The sequence below is a fragment of the Corynebacterium pseudodiphtheriticum DSM 44287 genome (genome assembly GCF_000688415.1).
Taxonomy (GTDB): Bacteria; Actinomycetota; Actinomycetes; order Mycobacteriales; family Mycobacteriaceae; genus Corynebacterium; species Corynebacterium pseudodiphtheriticum.
Genome location: NZ_JIAH01000001.1, coordinates 42,774 through 65,997 on the forward strand (window position 1 = coordinate 42,774; position 23,224 = coordinate 65,997).

Sequence of the window (23,224 nt, forward strand, 5' to 3'; positions counted from 1 at the left end):
TGCCCCCGGAATAATATAAGGATGTGTCCCACTTATGGCAGATCGCGTATTGCGCGGCAGCCGCATGGGTGCTGTCAGCTACGAAACTGACCGCGACCATGACCTGGCACCACGCCAAATGGTGAAATACCGCACCGAAGACGGTGAAGTTTACGAGGTACCTTTTGCCGATGATGCGGAGATTCCAGAAGAGTGGCTGTGCAAAAACGGTAAATGGGGAACGCTAGTAGAAGGCGAAGGCGTTGAATCGAAGCCGGTGAAGCCGCCTCGTACCCACTGGGATATGCTGTGCGAACGCCGTAGCATCGAAGAGCTTGATAAGTTGCTTGAAGAGCGTATCGAAAATTTGCGTAAGCGCCGTCGTACCGCTGCGAAACTGCTCAAAGAGCAAAAAGAACAGCAAGAAGCCGAAGGAAAATAAATTTCTTGGCTAAGGCTTAACTGTTTAAAGTTTTTCTTAAGGTGCCAGTCTCCCACTAAAGAATGTGGGGCTGGCACCTTTCGTTTATAGCGTGGTAGTCCGCTAGCTAGTCTAGCTAGCGGAGCTATTTCTTTATTTGCTTGGCCAGATCGCGTAAAACTGTAGAAAAACTACTTGCTGTGGAGGAAACCCGCTCCGGTAGTTCTGCCAGAGCAGAGTCCCGTAGGCTGTGCGACCCAAACGAGACCAGTGTCGAGCTCATCTCTTTCACTTGTTTGCTGCGGTGCGCAAGACCCCATTTCGTGACCTCGGCTAGGGAATCCGTGACAAACGAGCCATCCAACTTGGATTCGCCATATTCACGCTCAGTAAAAGTAATAGGAACTTCAGCAATCACGAAGCCAGCTTGGATAGCACGACGAGCGAGATCCACTTGGAAAATATAACCGGCATTCGAGAGCTCTTCTAGGTCTATAGCCTCGAGCACTTCGCGGCGATATGCGCGGTAGCCAGCTGTCATGTCAGATAACCCGGCGCCGAGCGCTAGAGAAATGTACGCATTGCCACCGCGAGAAAGCCATTCCCGATTTTTCGGCCAATTAACTACTTCCCCGCCTGGAACATAGCGAGAACCGATGACTGCGTCTTCCCCATTATCGATTGCATTCAGAAGTAGATGAAGTTGCTCTGGAGCGTGCGAGCCGTCTGCATCCATTTCACACAGAACCTGGTAATCACGCTCTAAGCCCCAGATAAATCCCGCCACATAGGCACCGCATAAGCCGCCTTTGCCTGCGCGGTGCAGCACATGCACTTGTTCATCAGTGCTGGCGAGTTTGTCTGCGAGCTCGCCAGTTCCATCCGGCGAATTATCGTCGACTACAAGCACGTTGACGTCGGACTGTGCCTTGCGCAATCGACCGACAATCCGAGGTAAATTCTCTTTTTCGTTATAGGTCGGAATGATTACGAGAGTCTTCGCAGACGGTGCGGCGGACTCAGCCATGGCGGGTTTACTCCTTCACGCGACGACGTATCACAGCAAGAATACCCAATACTACTCCCATGAGAACCATCGCCAGTTCAAGCATCTGCCCCACGCGCACTGCTGGGGTTATCCCTGAGCGTAACGGTAAAGTAGCGACGAGATGATTCGCTTCGAAAATCTCCGTGTCAGCCAGCACGTTTCCCGCTGGATCTACTAATGCGGAAACTCCGCTAGTGGCGGGTACAACCATCGCCCGGTCGGTTTCAATTGCTCGCATTCGCGACATCGCCAATTGCTGATAAGTCATATCCGTAAAACCGAAAGTCGCGTTGTTTGTCGGAGACGTCAGAATACTTGCACCGTTATTTATGGACCGACGAAAAGCTTCGTCAAAAGCTACTTCGTAGCAGGTGGCCACACCTACCGCTACATCGCCGTGGTCCGTCGTGATATCAGCGCCGCCAGTAGGGATTTGCAACACACCATTGCCATCACCAGGGGCGAAGTTGCCGGCCATCTCGGCGTATTCCGATAGTTTTTCGAAGAAACCACGCATGGGCAATGTCTCACCGAAAGGCTGCAGATAAACCTTATCGTGGAACTCCCCTGGCCTCATGCCTTGTACTTGATGCGTGCGCGTTGGTTCTGAAGAATCTGCTGGAGTCTCTTCCGGTGATTGATCGTATTCCGGTAGAAAGGTCTGCATCGTGTTATACGGGCGCCCTTCGCGATGAGTAATAGTGCCGACGACCACAGGTGTGCCAACAGCTGAAACAGCGCTAGCAATCGCCTCGTAAGCTTCCCGGTCACTAAAAGGATTGACATCGGAAGAATTCTCTGGCCAGATCACGAGATCAAGTTGGTCGGCCTGCTCTGCAAGCTTCTTGGTTTCCCGCACGTGGTTATGCAAAACTGCGCTTCGCTGCGCCGCGAAATCGAGGCCTAACCGAGGAACGTTTCCTTGCACAGCTGCAACCTTGATCTCAGCGAAAGTATTTTCGGGTCGGTGCAAATTAAAGGTGGCAATCGCACCACCAAGTAAAGGCACAATGACCATAGCGACGCTCACGGCACGCAACCAGGTAGTTCGACTAGATGATATACGTGTGCGCGTTGAGACAGCGAGCTGGGTGATTCCCACACCGATCAACAACGTTGCGACGGTCACTAAAGCCGGACCACCCCACTGCGCCAGCCCGGCTAGAGGGCCGGCAACCTGCCCCCAGGCAAGACGCACCCAGGCAAACCCACCAAACGGAAATGAGCTGCGAGCAAATTCAATAGCCAAATACCAGAAAGGGAATGCCAGAAAACCCCACGTTGAACGTGCAAGAGCGACACCGCCAAGACCAGTAAGAATTGCGTACAGTGAACACACCACGGCTAATGCGATATATGGTGGACTGCCGACAAATTCTCCGATCCACGGCAATAGCAGCAAATAACAGGCCATCGCGTGCACGAAACCGAACAATGCACCTTGCGCCATGCTCGGGCGTTGTGGTCGATAGCTTGTCGTTTGGGGTATACGGCCTGGGTACCGGCCGAGGTTTTCCCGGCTAGCACTTCCCGGCCACGGCATAAGCACAAAATAAAACAGACCAGCAGCGATTATGCCAGCAGGCCACCAACCAAGTGGTTCATAAGACGTATAAGCCACGGCACCGGATAGCGCGGCCAACAATATGCGGAAAACGAATGCGAACATCGTGAGTTTCGGGCCTAATCAACAGTGGTAACAGTGATGGACGTTAAGGTTTATTTCGGCTTATTATCGCCGGAGGCACTAGATTCTTCCCCACCGTCCCTGCGGTCAGAAAAATCCTCTGGGTTCATCGACTCTGACCATTTGCGAAGCTCATCTTCATCAAGCACATCATCGTTGCTAGTCGACGAGACACCGGAGGAAGCTGCTGATTGTTGATTGCTAGCAGCAGCTCCCCTAGGAAAACCGAAGCTACCGTAGCTAGAGTGTTTCCGAGCAGTGGGCGAAGCTTGGAAAAAACGCACTCCGAGTTTTTCCACTCTGCGATACATCCGGCCTAGCAAAAAGCCGCGGATAATTGGTCGGGTCAGTGGAAAAACCAGTAATAAACCTAGGATTGCAGTAGCAAACCCCGGAATGCTGAGCAATAACGCACCAGCTAAGGTCAGGCCAATATCTCCGGCAGATTTTCGGTTCTGACCATGCGCACTCATGTTCTGCGCATCGTCGGTAACAGCATCACGTTGAGCGTGCAGACGCTGCACTAATGATGCTTGCGTGGCTGCGATACGGCGAATTTCGATCCGGGTGATGATAACTCCAAGCACCACGGTGCCGAACAACGCGATCAACGCCCACCCAAAGCCAATTAGGCTCGCTACTGCCCAAAAAGCAAAGATTTCGGCAAGCATGTAGAAAAAGAACATCACGAATGGCATGTTCACTACCCTACCTGCAAGTTCTTAACTTCCAATAGCCACCACGCCGCGGTTAATCGAGGCAATGGCTTGGCCCGCTGTCCGCTTTATCTCGGAACTATAACCTGTCTTCGCTACCTGCTGAAGCAGGTCGATGACCTGCCGGCACCATCGTACAAAGTCACCCGGGGTTAGCTCTGCGCCGGATTCAGCAGCCGCAGCCAAACAGTATCCCAATGGTGCTCCTGCACACCATTGGTGGATGGCGATGCTAAAGCCTGGTTCTGGTTCGCGAGTATGCGGGAGCCCATGCCGAGATTCGTCGCTAATGAGTTCTTCCCACAACCGCATGGTGTTCTCCATGGCACTGGTCATGGCATCGGTGACGCCGTCGAAAAGCTGGCCGCCGGTGGCTCTCCGGTTCTCGAACGTACACAGAGAAACCACGCCAGCTAATTCTGCTGGATCTAATTCTTGCCAAATGCCCCGTTTAAGGCATTGCGCAATCAGCAAATCGGAAGCATTGTGCACCTGGGCCAGTTTTTCGCCTTCAATACTCACCACCGGCTCGCCGTCGACGATATCGACGTAGTCGAGTTCGGTCAGCAAATCGACAATGCGCCGAAGCATATCGCCCAAAGTTTCTGTGGCTTTGTCTACGGTGGCTCGTAGTTTGTCGAGCTCACCTTTTCTGCGCAAGTATTTTTGTGCCAACTGCGTGAGTTGCTCGCGTTCCATCGCCGGCCACGCATGCGCTGGGTGTTTCTTCATCTGGGTGCGTAGATCCTTGATGCGCTCAGTGTCGCGGATCCGGGCGCGTAGCTTCATTTTCTTTGGCCGCGGGTAATCCTCCCTGGCGAACTTGTCGACGACGATGTGGTTGTGGCGTCGCGGATTTTTCAAAGCCTTGCCAGGTAGCTTCATCTTTCCTACCAGCGCGGGAGGATTGTCGAAGCCGCTCGCGTCGATGCGAGCTGACCAACCCTTTTCTGTGGTGATCCAGGGGCGCGGGTCTGCGGTTTGGTTAGCTGGGGTGTTGACCACCGCCAGAACGGGACGCTTTTTGCTCGGTAGTGCGATGACATCGCCGGGTTGTAGCTTTGCCAATATAGCCCGGGTTTCGTCGCCTCGTTCGTCTTTGGCGCGTGATTTCAGCGATTTTTCTTCTACACTGAGTCGCTTGCGTAACTCAACATATTCAGACAGCAACTGCGCCGGATCTTGGTCATCGGTTGACGGCGGCGCGAAGGCAGCGATTGCCTCATTGAGTTGCTCGCGTAGCTTCTCGACGCGATGCACAGCGCGCTCAATTTCGCGGGTTTCTTCCACTACGGAGCCATCGGCCTGATACTGCGCAAAAGACTTCTCGAGTAGCCGCAGAGAATCATCCATACCCAGATTATTGAGCAAATTGATGGCCATGTTGTAGCCAGGCTCAAACGTGGAAATCAATGGGTACGTACGTGTAGATGCCAGCCCTGCTACGCGTTGTGGATCCATTGCCGGGGCCCATTGCACAATGGCATTACCCAAGGTGTCGATGCCTCGCCGGCCAGCACGACCGGTCAGCTGAGTGTACTGTCCTGGGGTGAGATCAACGTGTGCTTCACCGTTAAACTTCACGAGTTTTTCAAGCACGACGCTGCGGGCGGGCATGTTAATGCCTAGCGCAAGGGTTTCTGTGGCAAAAACCGCGCGGACTAAGCCTCGGACGAATAGCTTCTCGACGATATGCCGGAATGCTGGCAGCATGCCGGCGTGATGAGCTGCAAAACCTCGGATTAATGCCTTGCGCCACTGTGAGAAACGGAGAACTTCCAGATCTTCGTGTGGAATCCCCTCGACGCCTGCATCGATGACCTCGGCGATTATACGCTGCTCGTCTTCGTCAGTCAGAACCATCTTGGACCGCAAACACTGGTGCAAAGCACCATCACAGCCGGCTCGAGAGAAGATGAAAATGATCGCGGGTAGCATATTTTGACCCTGCAGGATTCGGAGTACTTCTGGTCGGCCCAACGGGCGGTAACGGTCTTGTGGGCGGACGTTTCCGCTGCGAGAATTTCCCGTGCCTGCCGTAGTACGAGAACGAAAGCCCTGTCCTGGGCGGAAATCATCACGACCGTCGGCCGCATCGCCTGCTTCTAGGCGAGCAACGCGTCGCTGTAGCTCAGGGTTTACTTCGGCTGGTTCACTCGTCGTCGGCCCCTCAATAGCTGGTGTTCCCGGGGCGAATAGTGGATAGACTTTTTGTCCGATTAGCATCCACTGCTCGAGGGGCACTGGGCGGTGTTCAGAAACGATGACTTCGGTATCGCCCCGTACGGTAGAAAGCCAGCGACCGAATTCTTCCGAATTCGATACTGTGGCTGATAATCCGATGATCGAGATATGCTCCTCAAGGTTGAGGATCACCTCTTCCCAGACAGCACCACGGGCTTGATCTGCGAGAAAATGGATTTCGTCCATCACCACATGCGTGAGTCGATCAAGCGCTGGTGATTTCGCATAGATCATGTTGCGTAGGACTTCGGTAGTCATTACGACGATGTCAGCATCCGGTTGGAAAGAGACATCGCCGGTAAGTAAACCGACTGCATCTTCACCGTGAATCGCTACTAGATCGTGAAATTTCTGGTTGCTTAAGGCTTTAATCGGCGTTGTGTAAAAGCATTTTGTGCCGCGCGACAACGCCAACGAGACGGCAAATTCTCCGACGATAGTTTTGCCAGCACCAGTGGGTGCGCATACCAAGACACCGCGCCCGTTTTCGACTGCCCTGCACCCCTGGACTTGAAATGGATCGAGCTCATAAGTGAGTTGGCTGCGGAAGGTTTCAAAATGGGTGCTTGTCATAATTACCTAGGCTACAAAATATCGTCGAAACTAGAACCGTGGCCCCGGGAGTATTGCAGATTGCCCCGTGATTGACTGCTGGAGTCAACCACTGCTTCCGGGGTGGCAACAGAACCTGCTGCAGGGGTGCGTTCTGGCTGATAATCCAGCGGGGAAGCTTTTTCGTCGTCCAGCTGCGACCAATCTGGCTCGTTTTTTGCCCGCCGTTTGTCATTGATTCGGCAGAACTGGAAGGAAATCTCAACTAGTAAAATAATCGCGACCGCTAGAATCGTCAGCGAATATGGATCCTGCGCAGGGGTGATGAGCGCAGAAAAAATGAAGATCAGCACGATGGTATGGCGGCGTTTCGTCCGCACTGCTTCATAGCGTAAAATGCCGACAATGTTCAGCATAACGATGACCAGCGGGATTTCGAAGCTAACCCCAAAAATCACCATGATTGCGACTACAAAACTAAAATATTCTTGACCGGTCAGTGCCGCTGTCTGGAAGTCTGATCCAATGGTAAGAAGATAATTCAGGCCAAGGGACAAAGAAAAATAAGCCAACACGGTACCAGCCAAAAACAGAATAACCGCGATGGTCACGAAGCTGAAAGTCCAGCGCCGTTCATTACGCAGCAACCCTGGAGTAATGAATTTCCAAATCTGGTAGAGCCACACCGGAGCAGCCAAAACAGTGCCTGCGAGCGCACCAATTTTCAGACGCAACATGAACATTTCCATCGCGCTTGTTGCCAAAAGACGACACTCGCCAGAAGCAGTAAAATCTGCGCGTAGCTCCGGGTCAACACCACAATATGGGCCGCGTAAAATCTCGCCGAGTGCTGGTATCGGCCCCGGCGCGTTTTGGTACCAGATAAAGCCGATGATGGCTCCGACGATTACCGCGAGTGTGGAAATAATCACTCTCCGGCGTAACTCTTTGAGATGCTCCACGAGCGACATGTCCCCCGTCGGAGACTTTTTCTTGCGTTTCGCGCGTACTCGGGATAGCAAGCTAGCTCTGCCGTGCAGCAATCCGCTGCGTTTGGCGCGCGAGGCACGCTGAGATCGCCCCGGCAGGCTAGTGCCTGCCGGCGGCTGCGTGTTTGGGCGAGCCGGTTGTGGCTGAGATTGCGGAGACGTCATGACCTCACCAGTAAGAGACCCGTATGTGAGTCGAATGATTTGAACAGCGCTGTGTTGGCGCTGATAAAGTTAGTGCCGTTCTAGTTCTGCGACCGTGGTTGGTTTTCAGGCTTGTTCCAAAAGTCTTCAGCGTTTGTATTCGGTTGCTGCTGGGACTGATTCTGGTAGTTTTGCTGCGGCTGTTGTTGCTGGAAACTCTGCTGGTTAATGGCCTGCTGCTGGTGTTGCTGCGCGTTATGCGTGTTCTGGTACTGAGCGTCGTCATTACTCATCTCGCGCATTTCTGATTTCAGAATGCGTGTAGAGCGGCCAACCGAGCGCGCCAGGTCAGGCAATTTTTTTGCGCCAAAAAGCAGCAGGATAATGACCAGGATCAACAAAATTTGTGTGGGGCTGATAGTCATGAATCGCGCCTTTCTCAACGTCTCGACTATCGCTTGAACGTCGTGCGATAGTCAGGCGAGTATTTAAGATTTATTCGTATCAACCATACTATAACGCTGTATTCCAACCTGGGCGCGTTCGTGGACTGCGTCGACAAGATCTTTCGGGCCTAGCACTCGAACTCGGTCGGCGTGGCTGAGTGCGAAACGCGTAAACCACGAGGTGCTGCCAATAGGCATGGTGGCTTTCACCCAAGCTTTCTGGTCATCGGCAGCGGGGCACGGGGGCGTTTCGTCTTGTCTTTTCATATCGTATTCATCGAGCATCCACAGCGCGTCTGGAGAAACTGCAAGCGTGGCTGTAGTGCTGTCCCGAAACCCGAAGGGGTCTTCGCTAGAGAACTGCAGCTTTCGCGTGCGTGGACGGGCTGGTTCTGGCAAAATTTCCACGTTTCTCATTCGGTCCACGCGGAAATTGCGATGTTCACCGTACTGTTCGACAAATGCCGTCAGGTACGCAACATCGCCTCGGATAAAAATCCGAGCTGGGTCCACTGTTCTGGTACTCGTACTATTTGACGAGGCTGACCAATAATCAAACTGCACTCGTCTTTTCGTGTGTAGCGCTTGCGCGATGCGGTACTGTACATCTTCTGTTGCAGAAGAATGTTCTGCAATACCGTCGTAGATTGCACGGGAACGGTCATCCATAATTGATCGCAATTTTTCTGCTGCTGAAGCGACAGCTGACCGGTCCACCAACCCGGGCATTGTTTCGAGCACTTCAACGGTTAGCAGAAGGGCCCCCGCTTCGGTCGGTGTGAGACGCAAAGATGAATCCATCCCTTGGTCATCGTGAATCACCACGCCTTTGGTCAGTTCGTAGCTTAGGTCGATGAGATCCTGTGTTTGCGTGCTAATTCCACTGCAGTGCAGCCTTTCTAAGGCTCGTACCAGTTCGTCTGGGCTGAGCCCGAGATCTTTCGCCGCTTCGAAGATACTCCGTTCGGGATGTGCTTTGAAGTATGGCACCAAGTTGAGCGATTGGACCAGTGCCACAAGTTTTTCTGGTGAATCTGTATTCATCGGGCACCTGCTTTCTGCAGCAAACGGCTGACCTGCTCACGAATGTCTTTTGGTTGTTCTACGACAGCTTCTGCAGCATAAGCGGCACATGTGCGTATCAACCATTCACGGTCGGCTCCTTTGATAAACAACCGGATTTCGTCAGAGGCATCTACTTCCTGGGTTTCGTCTGCGGCTTCTTCTAGCGGCGGTGCTGCTTGTCGACGGCTGCGGATCGTAGCGTCGGCTACGTCGCGAACAGCCAGGGTCTTTTCGACGATTTCGCGCAGTGAGCCACTCGGTTCAGTGTGTGTAGCGACTTCACGTGAGCGCCGGATGTCGCTTATCCGCGTAGAACGAAAAGACCGCTCAGCTTGCCGGTCTACATCCCATCCCACGACGTATAGCCGGTTGTGATGCGGGACAATTCCCCATAAGTCCATGGTGCGTCGTTGAATTTTTGCACCGGAATGGTGCTGGTAGTTAAAAGAAATGCGCAGCTTGTGTGCCACTCCAGTCAAGATCGCCCGTAAAACCTCTGGGTCCAAGCTTGTGATGTCGTTAATTGCGAGGTATCCGGCCCCCGGGGTGATCTCGCGGCGAGCGCCAGATGCTGCAAGCTTCGTCCACCCAGCGGCACTTAACGCACCTAACCCACTGTTTCGTCCGACTTCACTGGCGATTCCCAGGACGGTCGCTTCTTCTGGCGTAAACGACACTTCCGGCAGCCGGTAGGACTCCGGGTTGAGCCGGTAACTTGGCCCATTCTCCCCCGCGGAACTATCAATGTGTACGCCCGCTCGAGCAAGCGTTGCTACATCACGCTGTAGTTGCATGCGGAAACTGTGCTTGTTTTCGTGATAACCCGCTACGTTGGCATGAATCCACTCCGCGCTACGGCTGGGATTACCACCCGATTGGGCAGCTCCTTGCAGCGCAAACGTGAGGTTAGTCAACCGTTCGACAGCAGCATCATAGCGTGGGCCGGTTTTCGGTCGCTGTGCAGGTGTTGCGGCTGCCGCCATTAAGCTCACTCCGTATCGTTGGTGCCCCGGTCCATCAGAGCAAGCAACTCATCAAGTTCAGGACTCTCGGTCGCGAAAGGGTCTCCAAAAGTATATTCCAGTTGCTTCGGTTCTGTGATCTTCATTCGGGACCAATCGACAGCGAATTGAGTATTGGTTTGCCGTGCCCGTACCAAAAACTGCCCGCGCTGGTGTGCTCGAGTGGTAGCTGGAGGAGTAGACATCGCAGCAGCGATGGCTTCGTCAGTAGTCCATCGCTTTACCCTGCCTTTAGCTTCGAGTACCGGGAAGATACCACGACCGGGACGAATATCATGCATAGCGAGGTCGATCTGCGCTAGCTTCGGATGTGACCACTCTGCATCGAGCCGGTCACGATAGTTTTCGAAAAGCTCTTTTTTGATTACCCAATCGATTTCCTGATTGACCTGGGAAAAATCTTGAGTCTCGATAGCGAGCAATGTCCGGCGCCACAAATCCACTACGCGATGCATTTCGGAAGTTGAGGATCCGGAATGCAGTTCATTCACACGGTAGTTATCACGTACCTCTAACCAACGGGCAGCGTGTTCGCACAATGACTGCTGTACTTCAAGCGCAGTGACGGTGCCGCCGCTTTTAAGCCGTAGCTGTGTTTTGCCGCTCAAGTCACGCGAGATCTCGCGGATCTGTCCAATCGGGTCTTCTAACTCGAAATCAGGCAGCTCCCGCTCTGCCTCGATCATCTCCAATACCAACAACGCAGAGCCCACCTTCACAGCGAACGTCGGTTCAGACAAATTAGTATCTCCACCGATTACATGCAGTCGTCGGTACCGCTGGGAATCTGCGTGCGCTTCATCGCGTGAATTGATCATTGGACGTGCCCTTGTGGTTGCAGAAGACACGCCTTCCCAGACTTGATCTGCACGTTGTGAAAGCACAAATCGCGCAGGGTGATCGTCAGTTTCTCGCTCAATGAGGCCAGCCCCGCAGACCAACTGGCGCGTTACCAGCAAGGGCTCGAGTGCGCGACCGATCGCACGCAATACCATCGACCGTGAAATCAAGTAATTTTCGTGGCAACCATAGGAATTACCATGCGAATCCAGGTTATTTTTAAACAAGTAGATATGCTTGCCGACGCCCTCACGCTCCAGTACTAGTTCCGCGCGGCGCGCTAATGCATCGAGGATTCGATCCCCTGCTCGCTCATAATTCAACAGCTGGGTAATGCTGTCGCATTCTGCGGTGGCAATTTCCGGGTGAGCTCCCATATCGAGGTATACCCGTGAACCATTATCGCTGAAAATATTGGAGCTGCCGTGCTCCTCGACTACAGGAGCGAACAGGTAGCGAGCAACATCGGCAGCACCAAGGGTATGCGTCCCGTTTGCAGATGTCGCGGTAATGCCGTATTCAGTTTCTACGCCCATAATACGGCGCGTATAAACTTCAGTCACTGTCCACCCTTCTGCACGTAGGAACGGACGAATTCTTCTGCGTTCGATTCCAGCAGCCCGTCGATTTCATCGAGTAAGTCGTCAGTGCCCGCAGTAGAAATCTGTGCCTGTCCATTTGCAAATTCGTCGTCAGCGGTGCCATTGTCGGCTCCACCGTTCGTCTGGGAGACTTGCGAACTGGAATTGTACGGTGAATTAGTCGCCATGATTAACACTTACCTTGGTATCGTTCGTGGATTATTTTTAGGCTAGTTTTTGAGCTCGATATCGAGTAAGTCGAGTGAGTGAAGCCTTTATTTCTTCAGTTTACTGCGTTTATACTCTGGAGTTGTTTATGTCCTGGACTTTGCGTCAAGGATTTTACGAGCCGCTTCTGCTGCACTTGGTGAACTAGCGATGATGTCTTCCGCAGCTGCTTTATTCAACCCATCGACTTCGGTTAGGTCCACAAAGATCTCACCTCCTGGGCTATTTGGATCTGCAAAATGTAGCTCTTGCCAGTTCGCGGCCACTAGCTCATCAGCGAAGCGTTCAATCATGCGTCCACGAGTCCAAGCCCGCGACTCCGCAGGCGGCATAGCAATGGCCATGTTGATTTCTTCGTCTGTCACCAACGTCCGCATACGGCCCTTGCGTACCAAGGCGTGATACAGCGACTTCGAGGGATCAACATCGGTATATTGCAAATCGATTAACGCGATTTTGGGGTCACTAACCGCAACACCGCGGTCCAGAAAGCCCTTGATCAACGCATATTTTGCCGTCCAGTCTAAAAGGTGAGCCGTTGAGAGGGGGTCGTCGGCAAGCAAGTCCAAAACTTCCTCCCACAGTGCAACTACCTTCTGCTCTCTCTCTGTGAGACTTACGACAGCTTCAGTGACGCGTCGAAGGTATTCTTTTTGAATCTCAATAGCCGTAGCCGAGGATCCATTGGCGAGAGTAATTTTATGCGTCAAGCTCAGGTCGTGGCTTACGGCCGAAATTTCAGAAACCGGATCTTTGGGGCGCAAATCGTCGAAGCGAACGCCAGCGTCAATCGCGTCCAAAACCAGTGCTGTGGTACCTAATTTCAGCAGTGTTGAGGTCTGGGACATGTTGGCATCGCCAGTGATTACGTGCAATCGACCGTGTGTTTCAGGGTTCGTGTGCGGCTCATCACGAGTATTGATCAATCCTCGGTTGAGCGTGGTTTCGAGCGAAATTTCCTGTTCGATATAATCCGCGCGTTGTGAAATTTGGAAACCTGGGGTTTCGCCATGCTGCCCCAGACCTACTCGACCGGCGCCGATCATGATGATTCGGGTCACGAAAAACGGGATGAGCCCGTCCGCAATATCAGCAAACTCGGTACTGCGAGGGTACAGATAGTTCTCGTGCGAACCATATGAGGCACCCTTTCCATCCACATTGTTTTTGTAGATTTTCAGAGGTGGGCACGCGCCGTGATTAGCCAGAGCAGAGGTACCACTTTGCGAAAAAGTCGCGACGTCGTTGATTGCTTGCAGCGCAATGCGGTCTCCGGCCTGGTCATAGACCATTGCCTGCCACGCATCTGCACATTCAGGCGAAGAGTATTCGGGGTGTGCGTGATCCACGTAAAACCGTGCGCCATTATGGGTAACGGCATTGGCAACACCAAGAGTTTCCGGATCCACCATCGCCCCGGTTCGGTATCGTCGCCGATCACTGCCACGAGTATCTCGAGTTGGGTGTTCTGCCGCGAAATCCCACCGCGACCGGGTACCGATGTTCCGGAGTGCATAACTCACGACAGCATGGGTTGAAGTGACAATTGGGCTCAGCTTCGGCTGAGTTGGGGTGGCAATGCCGAATTCTGTTTCGGTGCCCATGAACCGTCGAAATTTCTGTGTGCTCTTCATCTTCGCTACTCCGATGAACTCGTTAATGCAGTTTGGTAATCCCAAACTGTAGTCTGCCCCAGCTAGGTAAAAATTCGGATTTGGTATTGCTTCGACTACGCCAAGCTCCGTGCTGAGACTACAGATTGAGACAGTTTGACGATGCGGTTCCATTCTTCTGGGTTTGCAGTGTTTGGAAGGTCTTCACTCTCATCTTGCTCTGTACGCACCGCAGCTTGGATGTGTCGCAATGAGATTCCGTGCTCACCGGTAGAACCAGCGGCTATATAGTCTTTGATCGCGAGCTTTTTCGCCCGATCAACCACATTGGCAATCAGGGCGCCAGAGACGAAATCACCGTAATGCAGTACAGCGGTACTGCCGTCGCGAAGAGTTAGCTCGACGAATGGACGTGGTGCAAACAACGCATCTACCGCTCCGTCAATAAGTACTTCGAGTGGATCAGTATGTGGAACCCCCTCGTGGAGATAACGACTGATGATGTCTGGCGCTTCGTGCTTGGTGGGACGAGAGATTCGGATCTTGATGTCCAGTCGCCCAGGACGCAGCAACGCGGGGTCAATGAGTTCTTCCCGGTTGGTCGCGCCGACCACTATGACGTTATCCAGGCCTTCTACGCCATCAATTTCGGTAAGTAGCTGTGGCACTGCAGTGGTTTCGATGTCTGAGGAGACTCCGGTACCTCGTGTGCGGAAAATGGATTCCATCTCATCAAAAAATACAATGACGGGCGCACCCTCAGAAGCAAGCTCTCGGGCGCGCTCAAAAATCAGGCGGATCACGCGTTCTGTTTCGCCCACGTATTTATTCAGTAGCTCCGGGCCCTTTACATTCAAAAAATAGGAAGCTGAACCGTTCCCCACGCGAGATGCCAGTGAATGAGCTACGGCTTTGGCGATCAGGGTTTTCCCACAACCTGGTGGCCCATAGAGCAATACCCCCTTTGGTGGATGTAATTGGTAATCGTGGTAGAGCTCGGGGTGGTCGAACGGCATTTCGACAGCGTCGCGAACTTGTTCAATCTGCGCATCTAAGCCACCGATGTCGTCGTAAGTGACGTCCGGGATTTCTTCGAGTGCAAGCTGGGTAACTTCCGCTTGGGAAATCCGCTCGAATGCGAAGCCGGATTTCACGTCTGCCAGCACGCTATCACCCGCGCGAACATGTCCCACCAGCGGCGCTGCCAAATGCAGCACGTGGGTATCACCTTGGGGTGCGGAAGCAAGCACACGAACATCACCGTGTGCAGACTCTTCGACAAATTCAGTAACCCGCATTAATACGCCATCGGAAGCGAAGCCGCAATCTTCGACAATGACGCTGCCGTCACCCATTCGCACTTGCGCACCAACTGGGATCTCACGGCTTATTAATGGCGAGACACTGACACGCAATCGCCGAGTTGAAGTGAACACGTCAGCTTCGCGGGGGTTACCTGGTGCGTAACGCAGAAACACGCCGTAGGTAGAGACTGGCTCTTGCAGAGCATTGATCTCAGAGGTTAACTGGGCGAGTTTGTCTCGTGAAGTCTTTAGCAGAGTGGCCAATTGCTCGTTGCGCTTACGTAAGTCGCGTACGTCGCGTCGGAGCTGTAGCTGTGGGTCCGGCGTAGTCTTAGTCATAAAAAACTCCGAACCTCCCTTCTGCGTGTTCAGGGTGTTTTTATCAGCAGCGTTTGTGCTGTCGAGATGGTAAAACGGCGGTCACTCTAGTGTGTGGTCCCGCGGTTATTGTTTGAGTTAAGGCTAACAAACAAGGCTGGTGGTAGCTACGTTAGGTCAGGCTAGTAAACCCGAACACTATACCGGTGTAGCACGAGTGTAAAAGCGCTGGATAAAGCGCAGCCTTAACGACGGGCTTTACGCTTCGGGCGTGGCGGGACGACGCCGTCGGCAAGTCGGCGCGTCATGATCAAAAATGCCGTGTGTGCATTCATTCGGTGCTCCGGACGCGTTGCGAGTCCTTCTACCTTCCAATCACGCACCAATGATTCCCAGGCACGTGGCTCCGTAAAACACTTCTGCTCACGGATGCCCTCCATCACCTTCATCAGCTGGGGCACCGTGGCGACATAGGTAATAAACACTCCACCGGGAACCAGCATATTTTTCACGGTCTGGAGCATTTCCCAAGGCTCCAGCATGTCCAGAATTACTCGATCAACTGGGCCGTCGGTTGCTTCCGGTGTAAGCTCCCGGAAATCGCCGAGCCGCGGGCTCCACCACTCCGGCTGCTCACCAAAATATTCCTTGACGTTATCAATGGCATAGCCAATATGATCGTCGCGAAGTTCGTAGGAATAGACATGACCTTCGGGTCCTACCGCCCGAAGCAAAGCCATTGACAAAGCACCTGATCCCGCTCCGGCCTCTAAAACCTTGGCGCCACGGAAAATATCGCCCTCGATCAAGATTTGGGCCGCATCCTTCGGATAAATCACTTGTGCACCACGCGGCATAGAAAGCACGTGATCGACCATCAAGTGACGAAACATAAGAAAGGGGCTGCCCAAACTTGAATTAACGACGGAGCCTTCCTCCATACCAACGATGTCATCGTGTTCGACGATCCCATGGTGAGAGTGAAACTTGTTGCCCTCTTTGAGATACAGAGTGAAATGCCGACGCTTTGCATCGGTAAGCTGAACGCGGTCTCCGTACTGAAACGGACCAGAATATGCCATTAAATAGCCTTTCTTATCGTAAAGTCGCTGGTGTCTGACCAACACTAGACTGGGCGGATGCACGACCTGTCTCGTCACAGATGAACCCGTGGTCTTAGCAGTCTTAATTGATCAGGTAGGACTCTAGTGCTTGGGAGAGCCATAATTGGTCGTGGACACCAATCATTTCTCGGGCAGAATGCATCGATAGCATTGGTACTCCGACGTCAACAGTATCGATACCTAGCGCTGTAGCTGTTGCCGGGCCGATCGTAGACCCACAGGGTACCGAGTTCTTACTTACGTAATTCTGGATCGGAACCATCGCTGCGCGACAGGCGTTTTCCCACATAGCGATAGTCCGCGCATTCGAGGCATAGCGCTGTTTCGAATTGATCTTGGTGACAGGACCACCACCAATGATTGGTGGATTATGCGGATCGTGTTTTTCGGCATAATTCGGGTGGATCGAGTGAGCTGCATCCGCAGACACACATGATGAGCGTCGTAGCATTTGCAAGTAGCTTTCGCGGTCAGCCCCAAGTGCAGTTGCTGTGCGCTCAAGTGTCTCGGCCAAAATCGGCCCCTGTGCCCCCGTTGTGGAAGCAGATCCGACCTCTTCGTGGTCAAACGCAGCTAAAACTGCAATATCAGAACTCAAATCGCCCGATGCCACAGCACGTTCGAGTGCGACCATGCTGGCGAATACGCTGGATAGATTATCCATACGCGAAGAAGCCAAGAGGTCCGCATTCACGCCAAACAAACTGGCTGGTTGTGCCGGTGCAGTAATAAGGCTCCAGGAAGCAATGTCAGATTCCGCAACTCCAAGCTGCCCCGCAATTATCGACGCGATTCCTACCTGCTGCGCTTGCGCGCTCACAGCGTCGGCGGTGGCGTCGGCAAGTCCCATGACTGGGTGCAGATGTTGTTGCTTATCAACGGAAAATTCCTTCGAACTGTCCAGATGAATAGCTAAGTGTGGAATCCGGAGAATCGGACCGGTATTGAGTAAACGCTCTGAACCATCGGAAAAGATCACCTGACCGGCTAAAGTAAGCTCACGATCAAACCACGAGGGAATGATCGGGCCACCGTAAATTTCCACCCCCAACTGCTGCCAGCCATGCTGCGTGCTGTCTGGCTGCGGCTTGAGGCTGAAGCCAGGTGAATCAGTGTGTGAGCCGATAATCCGGAAACCAGAATGTGGGCCAGCATCATCTGGCACAAACCACGCTAATACAGCACCATCACGGACAATCACATGCCCGCCGGGGCTGGCATCCCACGGTTGATCTTCTACCTGTTTTTGGAAACCACTGGCAAGCAAACGATCAGCAACGGCATGTGCGGCATGGAAAGAACTCGGAGCGGCGTCCAAAAAATCCATGAACTGGTTAATTTCGTTCATCACAACTCACTTTCCCACTCAAATTCATCGATAACTCGGTTCTACCCAGCTTAGTGCTAACCCTGTAGAAGCGTTTAAGCTGGATAGCATTATGAGCACTTCGCGCAATACCTCAAACACCGACGCTCCCCGGCGCCCGAAACCGCTAGCCCTCTCCCCTTCGCGTGCCGGTGATTATCAACAATGTCCATTGCTCTATCGGTTTCGGGCCATAGATCGTTTGCCGGAACCGAAAACTCTCGCGCAAACCCGCGGGACACTGGTGCACGCAGTTCTCGAAGAAATGCACAAACTTCCAGCACGTGAACGCACATACCCTGCCGCGGTGAAAATGCTGAAACCAAACTGGGAAAAAATGCGTTCCGACGACGAGGAACTTATAGAGTTAGTCCCAGATAGCGACACCTACGATTTCTTGGTGCAGTGTCGTAGCCTTGTCAAGGGCTATTTCCAGATGGAAAATCCACAGGGCTTCGATGCCGAATCAGTGGAAATGTACGTTGATACGGTACTGCCCAACGGCGTGCCTGTGCGGGGCTTTATCGACCGCGTGGATAAAGCCCCCACCGGAGAGGTGCGGGTTGTCGACTATAAAACAGGCAAAAAACCTATCCCGCGTTTTTCCCATAACGCAAGATTCCAAATGCTATTTTACGCATTGGTGTACTGGCGCTTACAAGAAATCATTCCGCATCAGCTGAGGTTGATGTATATAAAAGTGATTGACGATATGGTGCTGGCTCCGTCCAAAGAAGAACTGGAATTTTTTGAACGAGATCTCGGCGAACTATGGGCAAAGATCGAACGTGACGGACAAACCGGGCACTTCCCCACAAAAACCTCGAAATTATGTGGATGGTGCCCACACCAAAAATTATGCCCGGAGTTTGGGGGAACTCCTCCCCCGTACCCCGGGTGGCCTGGTTCGGCAGCAGATCCTGCATAGTGTTCTCAGCGCAATGGGCTGCTAGCAGAGTTAAGCTTACAAACACCGTACGGGCCGGGATCGACGATGTTGTCTCGGCCCGTCAGCGATTAAGACAACCCGCTGATAACACCGTCGTCAGTGATGTCGATTGCTTCTGCAGCAGGACGTTTTGGCAATCCTGGCATAGTCATGACGTCACCTGTGAGGGCAAGGATGAATCCTGCGCCAGTACGCGGAAGTAGCTTTCGCACATGCAGGGTATGGCCTTTCGGTGCACCGAGCCGGGAAGGATCATCACTAAACGAATATTGTGTCTTTGAGATACATACTGGGAGCTGATCCCAGCCGCACTCGCGGAGATAATCCAGATCCTTCCGTGCGTTAACCGAATATTCCACATTACTTGCGCCATAGACCTTGGAAGCGATCGTTGCTATGGATTCTTCGACTCCCTTGGACGGGTCATATAGTGTCGTGGATTGCCCGTCAAGATGCGCTAGGACCTTGTCGGCCAAGTCTTTTGCACCTGCGCCGCCATTTGCGAATACAGTGGATTCTGCCAGCTCTACACCGAATTTTTGTGCCCAATCGTGCATGAAATCGATTTCTGCAGGTGAATCTGAACCAAAAATATTGAGTGCTACAACTGGTGTGACGCCAAACTGGCGAATGTTGTTGACGTGCTGTTCCAAGTTTGCGACCCCAGCCGATAATGCGTCAACATTGGATTCTTCCAGGTCTGTTTTAGCTACTCCGCCATTAAACTTTAAGGAGCGAATGGTTGCCACGACGACAGCGGCATCAACATTCAGGCCTGCGTGGCGGGCCTTAATGTCGAAGAATTTTTCCGCCCCCAGATCAGAACCAAAGCCGGCTTCTGTTAGCACGATGTCGGCTTGGTTCAGCGCTACTTTAGTCGCCAGTACACTGTTGCAACCGTGAGCAATGTTGCCGAACGGGCCCGTGTGCACAAGGGCCGGAACACCGCCTAAGGTTTGCACTAAGTTTGGTTGCAAAGCGTCTTTCAGCAACACTGTCAAAGCGCCATCAGCACCCAACTCGCGTGCTGTCACCGGCTGTTTGTCGTAGGTGTACCCGACGGTGATGTCACCGAGTCGCCTGCGCAAATCTGCGAGATCCGTAGACAAGCCAACGATCGCCATGATTTCTGATGCTGCGGTAATGGTGAAACCAGACTCCCGCGGGGACCCGTTTCCTGGACCTCCCAAGCCCGTGACTACTGAGCGCAATGAACGGTCATTCACGTCTTCGCAACGTTGCCAAGTCACGCGACGTGGGTCGATAGCCAAGTCATTACCCTGGTGAATATGATTGTCAATAAGCGCAGCGAGCGTATTGTTCGCTGAAGTGATGGCGTGGAAATCACCATTGAAATGTAAGTTGATTTCATCCATGGGGACGATTTGTGAATAGCCTCCCCCAGCAGCCCCACCTTTAATCCCCATGACTGGGCCCAGCGACGGTTCCCGAATTGCCACCATTGCGTTCTTGCCGGCGTGTGCCAATGCATCAGTCAATCCGATCAGCGTGGTGGATTTTCCTTCACCAGCTGGTGTCGGCGATACTCCAGTGACCAGCACTAGCTTGCCGTCTTTTCGGCTCCAGTCGAGCTTACTGGTATCGATCTTGGCTTTCTTCTCACCGTAAGGAATCAGAGCCTCAGCGGGAATTTGAGCTTTGCGTGCAATCTCTGCGATTGGCTCTAGCTGGTGATTGTTTGCGATTTCTACGTCAGTAGGAAAAGAACTCATGCCCACCACTTTAGCCCTTCTAGGCTTAAGTGATGGGCATAATATTCGCACTAATAGTCTGGTGCGATAGTTCATCCCTAGGATGAACAGCTAGCTTAACGGGCACACACCTTAATTAGTCGTCCAGGTAAAGTTTACCGCGGAATTCTGGGTGCATGAGGTTTTCTTTGGACAGAATACGATCGACGGTTTCTTCATCCAGCAAGCCTTTTTCTAGCACTAGTTCGCGGACAGATTTACCGGTTTTAGCCGCTTCCTTACCGATGAGATCGCCTTGGTGGTGGCCGATGAGTGGATTCAAATAGGTGACGATACCGATGGAATTTTCTACGTACTCCCGGCAGACATCCGCGTTTGCCGTGATCCCGTCGACGCACTTCTCACGCAAAGCATCCACAGCATTGCCCAAAATACGAACGGACTGGAACAAGGCCTCACCCATCGCAGGTTCCATGACGTTAAGCTGCAGCTGTCCGGCTTCTGAGGCCATGGACACGGTCAAGTCGTTGCCGAAAACCTTGAATACTGTCTGGTTGACAACTTCGGGAATAACCGGATTGACCTTGGCCGGCATGATCGACGAACCAGCTTGTCGTTCCGGCAAATTGATCTCGTTTAGCCCGGTACGAGGACCGGAAGACAACAAACGTAAGTCATTGCTGATCTTGCCCAGCTTGGAGGCCGCGCGTTTAACCGCCGAGTGTGCCAGTACGTAGGCGCCGGTATCAGAGGTAGCTTCGATGAGGTCACGCGCGGTCTTTAACTCTAGGCCCGAGACTTCCGATAGCGCTGCGGTAACCTGGTGCCGGTAGCCAGCAGGAGTGTTGACTCCCGTACCGATCGCTGTTGCGCCAAGGTTGATTTCCAACAGGCGTTCCTGCGCTTCGCGCAGCACCGAAAGCTCTTCGGCCAGGTTAGCCCCGAATGCACGGAATTCGTCGCCAAGAGTCATCGGCACAGCATCCTGCAGCTGTGTACGACCCATCTTCAGAATGTCGGCGAATTCGTGTGCTTTCTTGGTGAAGGACTGTTCTAACTTGCCGATTTGTTCGATCAAGCGGTCCAGGACGGCATACAGCCCAAGACGGAAGCCGGTTGGGTATGCGTCGTTGGTCGATTGAGACATGTTCACGTCATCATTGGGGTTGAGGACGTGGTAGGCGCCTTTTTCCTCGCCCAGGTATTCCAATGCCAGGTTTGTCACGACCTCATTGGTGTTCATGTTCAGCGAAGTACCCGCTCCACCCTGGAACACGTCCAGTGGGAACTGATCCATGCAGCGACCTTTTTCCAAAATCTGGTCGCAGGCCCAGATAATAGCTTCAGCTTTCTTCTTGGGCAGCGTGTGCAAACGGCGATTGGCCATGGCTGCTGCTTTTTTCACCATCACCATGCCACGAATAAACTCAGGCACGTTGTTGATGGTCACCCAGGAAATTTGGAAATTGTCGATGGCGCGCATGGTGTGGACACCATAGTAGACGTCATTCGGAACTTCCATCTCGCCGAGCAGGTCGCGTTCAGTGCGAGTCTTCTTGGTTGACTTGCTAGCTGTAGTCTTCTTCGAATCCTCGTTCTTTTTCGCGTCGATATTTTGCGTCTGATCCGCAGAATTCTCGTCGGTCTTTTTAGCCATCTACAAGTCACTCCTTCGCGCCTAACGGCACCGTGAGGTCGTTAATCGTTTCCATTTTCCAGAATACCTGGATTACTACATACGGGCTATGCGAAGATCAGAAGCCAAAATGGCCTCTGCGCCAACAGCGGAGAGTTTATCCATGAGATTGTTGGCTTCTTTTCGAGGGACGAGTGCACGTACTGCTACCCAATTATCGCGGGCCAATGGCGACACCGTTGGTCCGGTTAGACCCGGAGTGAACTTGGCGGCTGCATCTAGGTTTTCCCGGCAAATGTTGTAGTCGATCATCACGTAGTTTTGTGCGTGTAAAATTCCCTGAATGCGAGAGAGCAAGATTTGCTGCTCATCACTGACCCTGGTCCCGCGACGGGAAATCACTACTGCTTCGGATTCAATGATCGGCTCACCGAAAGCTTGCAGCCCCTGTTGGCGCAAGGTATTGCCAGTCGATACAACATCGGCGATAGCATCAGCTACGCCGAGCTTAATGGAGATTTCTACTGCTCCGTCGAGGCGGATAACTTCTGCGGAAATATCACGTTTCGCGAGATAGTCGCGAACCAAGTTTGGGTACGAAGTCGCAATTCGTTTACCCGCTAGTTGCTCCACCTCCCAATGCTCGTCAGCCGGAGCTGCGAAAAAGAAGCGTGAGTCGCCGAAGCCCAGTGGCAATACTTCGTCTACGGCTGCTCGAGAATCTACTGCGAGATCACGGCCAGTGATACCGAGATCGAGTTGGCCATTTGCCACATAAATGGGGATGTCTTTCGGCCGGAGAAAGAAAAACTCAATGTCATGCTCAGTATCAGCAACCGCCAGTGCTTTGCTATAACCGCGAGTTTTATACCCTGCTTCTTTGAGAATGGACTGCGCGGTTTCAGAGAGTGAGCCCTTGTTAGGGATGGCAATTTTAATCATAAAAATACCTGGCTTAGCGGTTGTCTAGAGATAACGGTAAATGTCATTTGGATTAAGGCCACGGGCCACCATCATGACCTGGGTCCAATACAGTAACTGCGAAATTTCTTCAGAGAGTTCCTCATCCGATTGGTATTCCGCAGCGATCCAAACTTCCCCGGCCTCTTCAATGATTTTTTTGCCGATGTGATGCACACCCGCATCTAAGGCTTGCACAGTTCCCGAGTTTTCGGGGCGCTGCTGTACTTTCTGGGTTAATTCTGCATGCAACTCGTCAAAATTCTTCACGACCGCCATT

The 23,224-nt window shown here is 52.8% G+C and carries 20 protein-coding genes; 2 read left to right on the top strand and 18 right to left on the bottom strand.

What is annotated here, in order from left to right; all coding sequences use genetic code 11:
* Window positions 1-34: 34 nt before the first annotated feature.
* Window positions 35-421 (top strand): RNA polymerase-binding protein RbpA, encoded by a 387-nt coding sequence (locus O146_RS0100195; RefSeq protein ID WP_021353894.1) that lies wholly within the window; start codon window positions 35-37, stop codon window positions 419-421.
* Between the two features lie 124 nt (window positions 422-545).
* On the opposite strand, the gene O146_RS0100200 is transcribed toward O146_RS0100195, so the two are convergent.
* The 14 genes from O146_RS0100200 to O146_RS0100265 form a co-directional block, all read right to left on the bottom strand.
* Window positions 546-1,427, bottom strand: coding sequence for a polyprenol monophosphomannose synthase (locus O146_RS0100200; protein WP_027017349.1), 882 nt, complete (start codon window positions 1,425-1,427; stop codon window positions 546-548).
* A 7-nt stretch (window positions 1,428-1,434) separates the two neighbouring features.
* A complete protein-coding gene (gene lnt, locus O146_RS0100205; RefSeq protein ID WP_027017350.1) occupies window positions 1,435-3,117 on the bottom strand; it encodes an apolipoprotein N-acyltransferase in 1,683 nt (560 codons plus the stop codon).
* 50 nt (window positions 3,118-3,167) lie between these two features.
* Complete coding sequence (locus tag O146_RS0100210; protein WP_021353897.1) at window positions 3,168-3,833, bottom strand: FxsA family protein; 666 nt, start codon at window positions 3,831-3,833, stop codon at window positions 3,168-3,170.
* Between the two features lie 24 nt (window positions 3,834-3,857).
* Window positions 3,858-6,668, bottom strand: coding sequence for a DEAD/DEAH box helicase (locus O146_RS0100215; RefSeq protein WP_027017351.1), 2,811 nt, complete (start codon window positions 6,666-6,668; stop codon window positions 3,858-3,860).
* A gap of 11 nt (window positions 6,669-6,679) precedes the next feature.
* Window positions 6,680-7,618: a twin-arginine translocase subunit TatC gene (gene tatC / locus O146_RS0100220; protein ID WP_035000411.1), complete on the bottom strand. Its 939-nt coding sequence runs from the start codon at window positions 7,616-7,618 to the stop codon at window positions 6,680-6,682.
* 263 nt (window positions 7,619-7,881) lie between these two features.
* On the bottom strand, window positions 7,882-8,205 hold the full coding sequence (gene tatA, locus O146_RS0100225) for a Sec-independent protein translocase subunit TatA (protein ID WP_027017353.1): 324 nt from the start codon (window positions 8,203-8,205) through the stop codon (window positions 7,882-7,884).
* A 63-nt stretch (window positions 8,206-8,268) separates the two neighbouring features.
* Complete coding sequence (locus O146_RS0100230) at window positions 8,269-9,270, bottom strand: helix-turn-helix transcriptional regulator (protein ID WP_027017354.1); 1,002 nt, start codon at window positions 9,268-9,270, stop codon at window positions 8,269-8,271.
* Window positions 9,267-10,274 carry a helix-turn-helix transcriptional regulator gene (locus O146_RS0100235; RefSeq protein ID WP_035000414.1) on the bottom strand — a complete coding sequence of 336 codons (1,008 nt, stop codon included), beginning with the start codon at window positions 10,272-10,274 and terminating at the stop codon, window positions 9,267-9,269. The genes O146_RS0100230 and O146_RS0100235 overlap by 4 nt, the downstream gene beginning before the upstream one ends.
* Before the next feature lie 5 nt (window positions 10,275-10,279).
* The gene (pafA, locus tag O146_RS0100240) at window positions 10,280-11,716 is read right to left on the bottom strand and encodes a Pup--protein ligase (protein ID WP_021353903.1); all 1,437 of its coding nucleotides are present in this window, start codon (window positions 11,714-11,716) and stop codon (window positions 10,280-10,282) included.
* The gene (locus O146_RS0100245) at window positions 11,713-11,922 is read right to left on the bottom strand and encodes a ubiquitin-like protein Pup (protein WP_021353904.1); all 210 of its coding nucleotides are present in this window, start codon (window positions 11,920-11,922) and stop codon (window positions 11,713-11,715) included. The genes pafA and O146_RS0100245 overlap by 4 nt, the downstream gene beginning before the upstream one ends.
* A gap of 126 nt (window positions 11,923-12,048) precedes the next feature.
* Window positions 12,049-13,596 carry a depupylase/deamidase Dop gene (dop, locus tag O146_RS0100250; protein ID WP_035000416.1) on the bottom strand — a complete coding sequence of 516 codons (1,548 nt, stop codon included), beginning with the start codon at window positions 13,594-13,596 and terminating at the stop codon, window positions 12,049-12,051.
* 95 nt (window positions 13,597-13,691) lie between these two features.
* Window positions 13,692-15,218 carry a proteasome ATPase gene (gene arc / locus O146_RS0100255; RefSeq protein WP_027017357.1) on the bottom strand — a complete coding sequence of 509 codons (1,527 nt, stop codon included), beginning with the start codon at window positions 15,216-15,218 and terminating at the stop codon, window positions 13,692-13,694.
* Window positions 15,219-15,442: 224 nt separating this feature from the next.
* Window positions 15,443-16,279, bottom strand: coding sequence for a tRNA (adenine-N1)-methyltransferase (locus tag O146_RS0100260; protein WP_021353907.1), 837 nt, complete (start codon window positions 16,277-16,279; stop codon window positions 15,443-15,445).
* Between the two features lie 103 nt (window positions 16,280-16,382).
* Window positions 16,383-17,669, bottom strand: coding sequence for a M18 family aminopeptidase (locus tag O146_RS0100265; protein ID WP_027017358.1), 1,287 nt, complete (start codon window positions 17,667-17,669; stop codon window positions 16,383-16,385).
* A 91-nt stretch (window positions 17,670-17,760) separates the two neighbouring features.
* Here O146_RS0100265 and O146_RS0100270 point away from each other — a divergent pair, with 91 nt between their 5' ends.
* The gene (locus O146_RS0100270; RefSeq protein WP_021353909.1) at window positions 17,761-18,615 is read left to right on the top strand and encodes a RecB family exonuclease; all 855 of its coding nucleotides are present in this window, start codon (window positions 17,761-17,763) and stop codon (window positions 18,613-18,615) included.
* Window positions 18,616-18,704: 89 nt separating this feature from the next.
* Here O146_RS0100270 and O146_RS0100275 read toward each other — a convergent pair whose 3' ends face one another.
* The 4 genes from O146_RS0100275 to O146_RS0100290 all read right to left on the bottom strand — a co-directional run bounded on the left by O146_RS0100275 (window position 18,705) and on the right by O146_RS0100290 (window position 23,223).
* Window positions 18,705-20,369 (bottom strand): formate--tetrahydrofolate ligase, encoded by a 1,665-nt coding sequence (locus O146_RS0100275; RefSeq protein ID WP_027017359.1) that lies wholly within the window; start codon window positions 20,367-20,369, stop codon window positions 18,705-18,707.
* Between the two features lie 115 nt (window positions 20,370-20,484).
* Complete coding sequence (gene aspA / locus O146_RS0100280; protein ID WP_021353911.1) at window positions 20,485-22,005, bottom strand: aspartate ammonia-lyase; 1,521 nt, start codon at window positions 22,003-22,005, stop codon at window positions 20,485-20,487.
* Between the two features lie 75 nt (window positions 22,006-22,080).
* Window positions 22,081-22,926 carry an ATP phosphoribosyltransferase gene (gene hisG, locus O146_RS0100285; protein ID WP_027017360.1) on the bottom strand — a complete coding sequence of 282 codons (846 nt, stop codon included), beginning with the start codon at window positions 22,924-22,926 and terminating at the stop codon, window positions 22,081-22,083.
* A 24-nt stretch (window positions 22,927-22,950) separates the two neighbouring features.
* Complete coding sequence (locus tag O146_RS0100290) at window positions 22,951-23,223, bottom strand: phosphoribosyl-ATP diphosphatase (RefSeq protein ID WP_208853932.1); 273 nt, start codon at window positions 23,221-23,223, stop codon at window positions 22,951-22,953.
* Between the last annotated feature and the right edge of the window lies 1 nt (window position 23,224).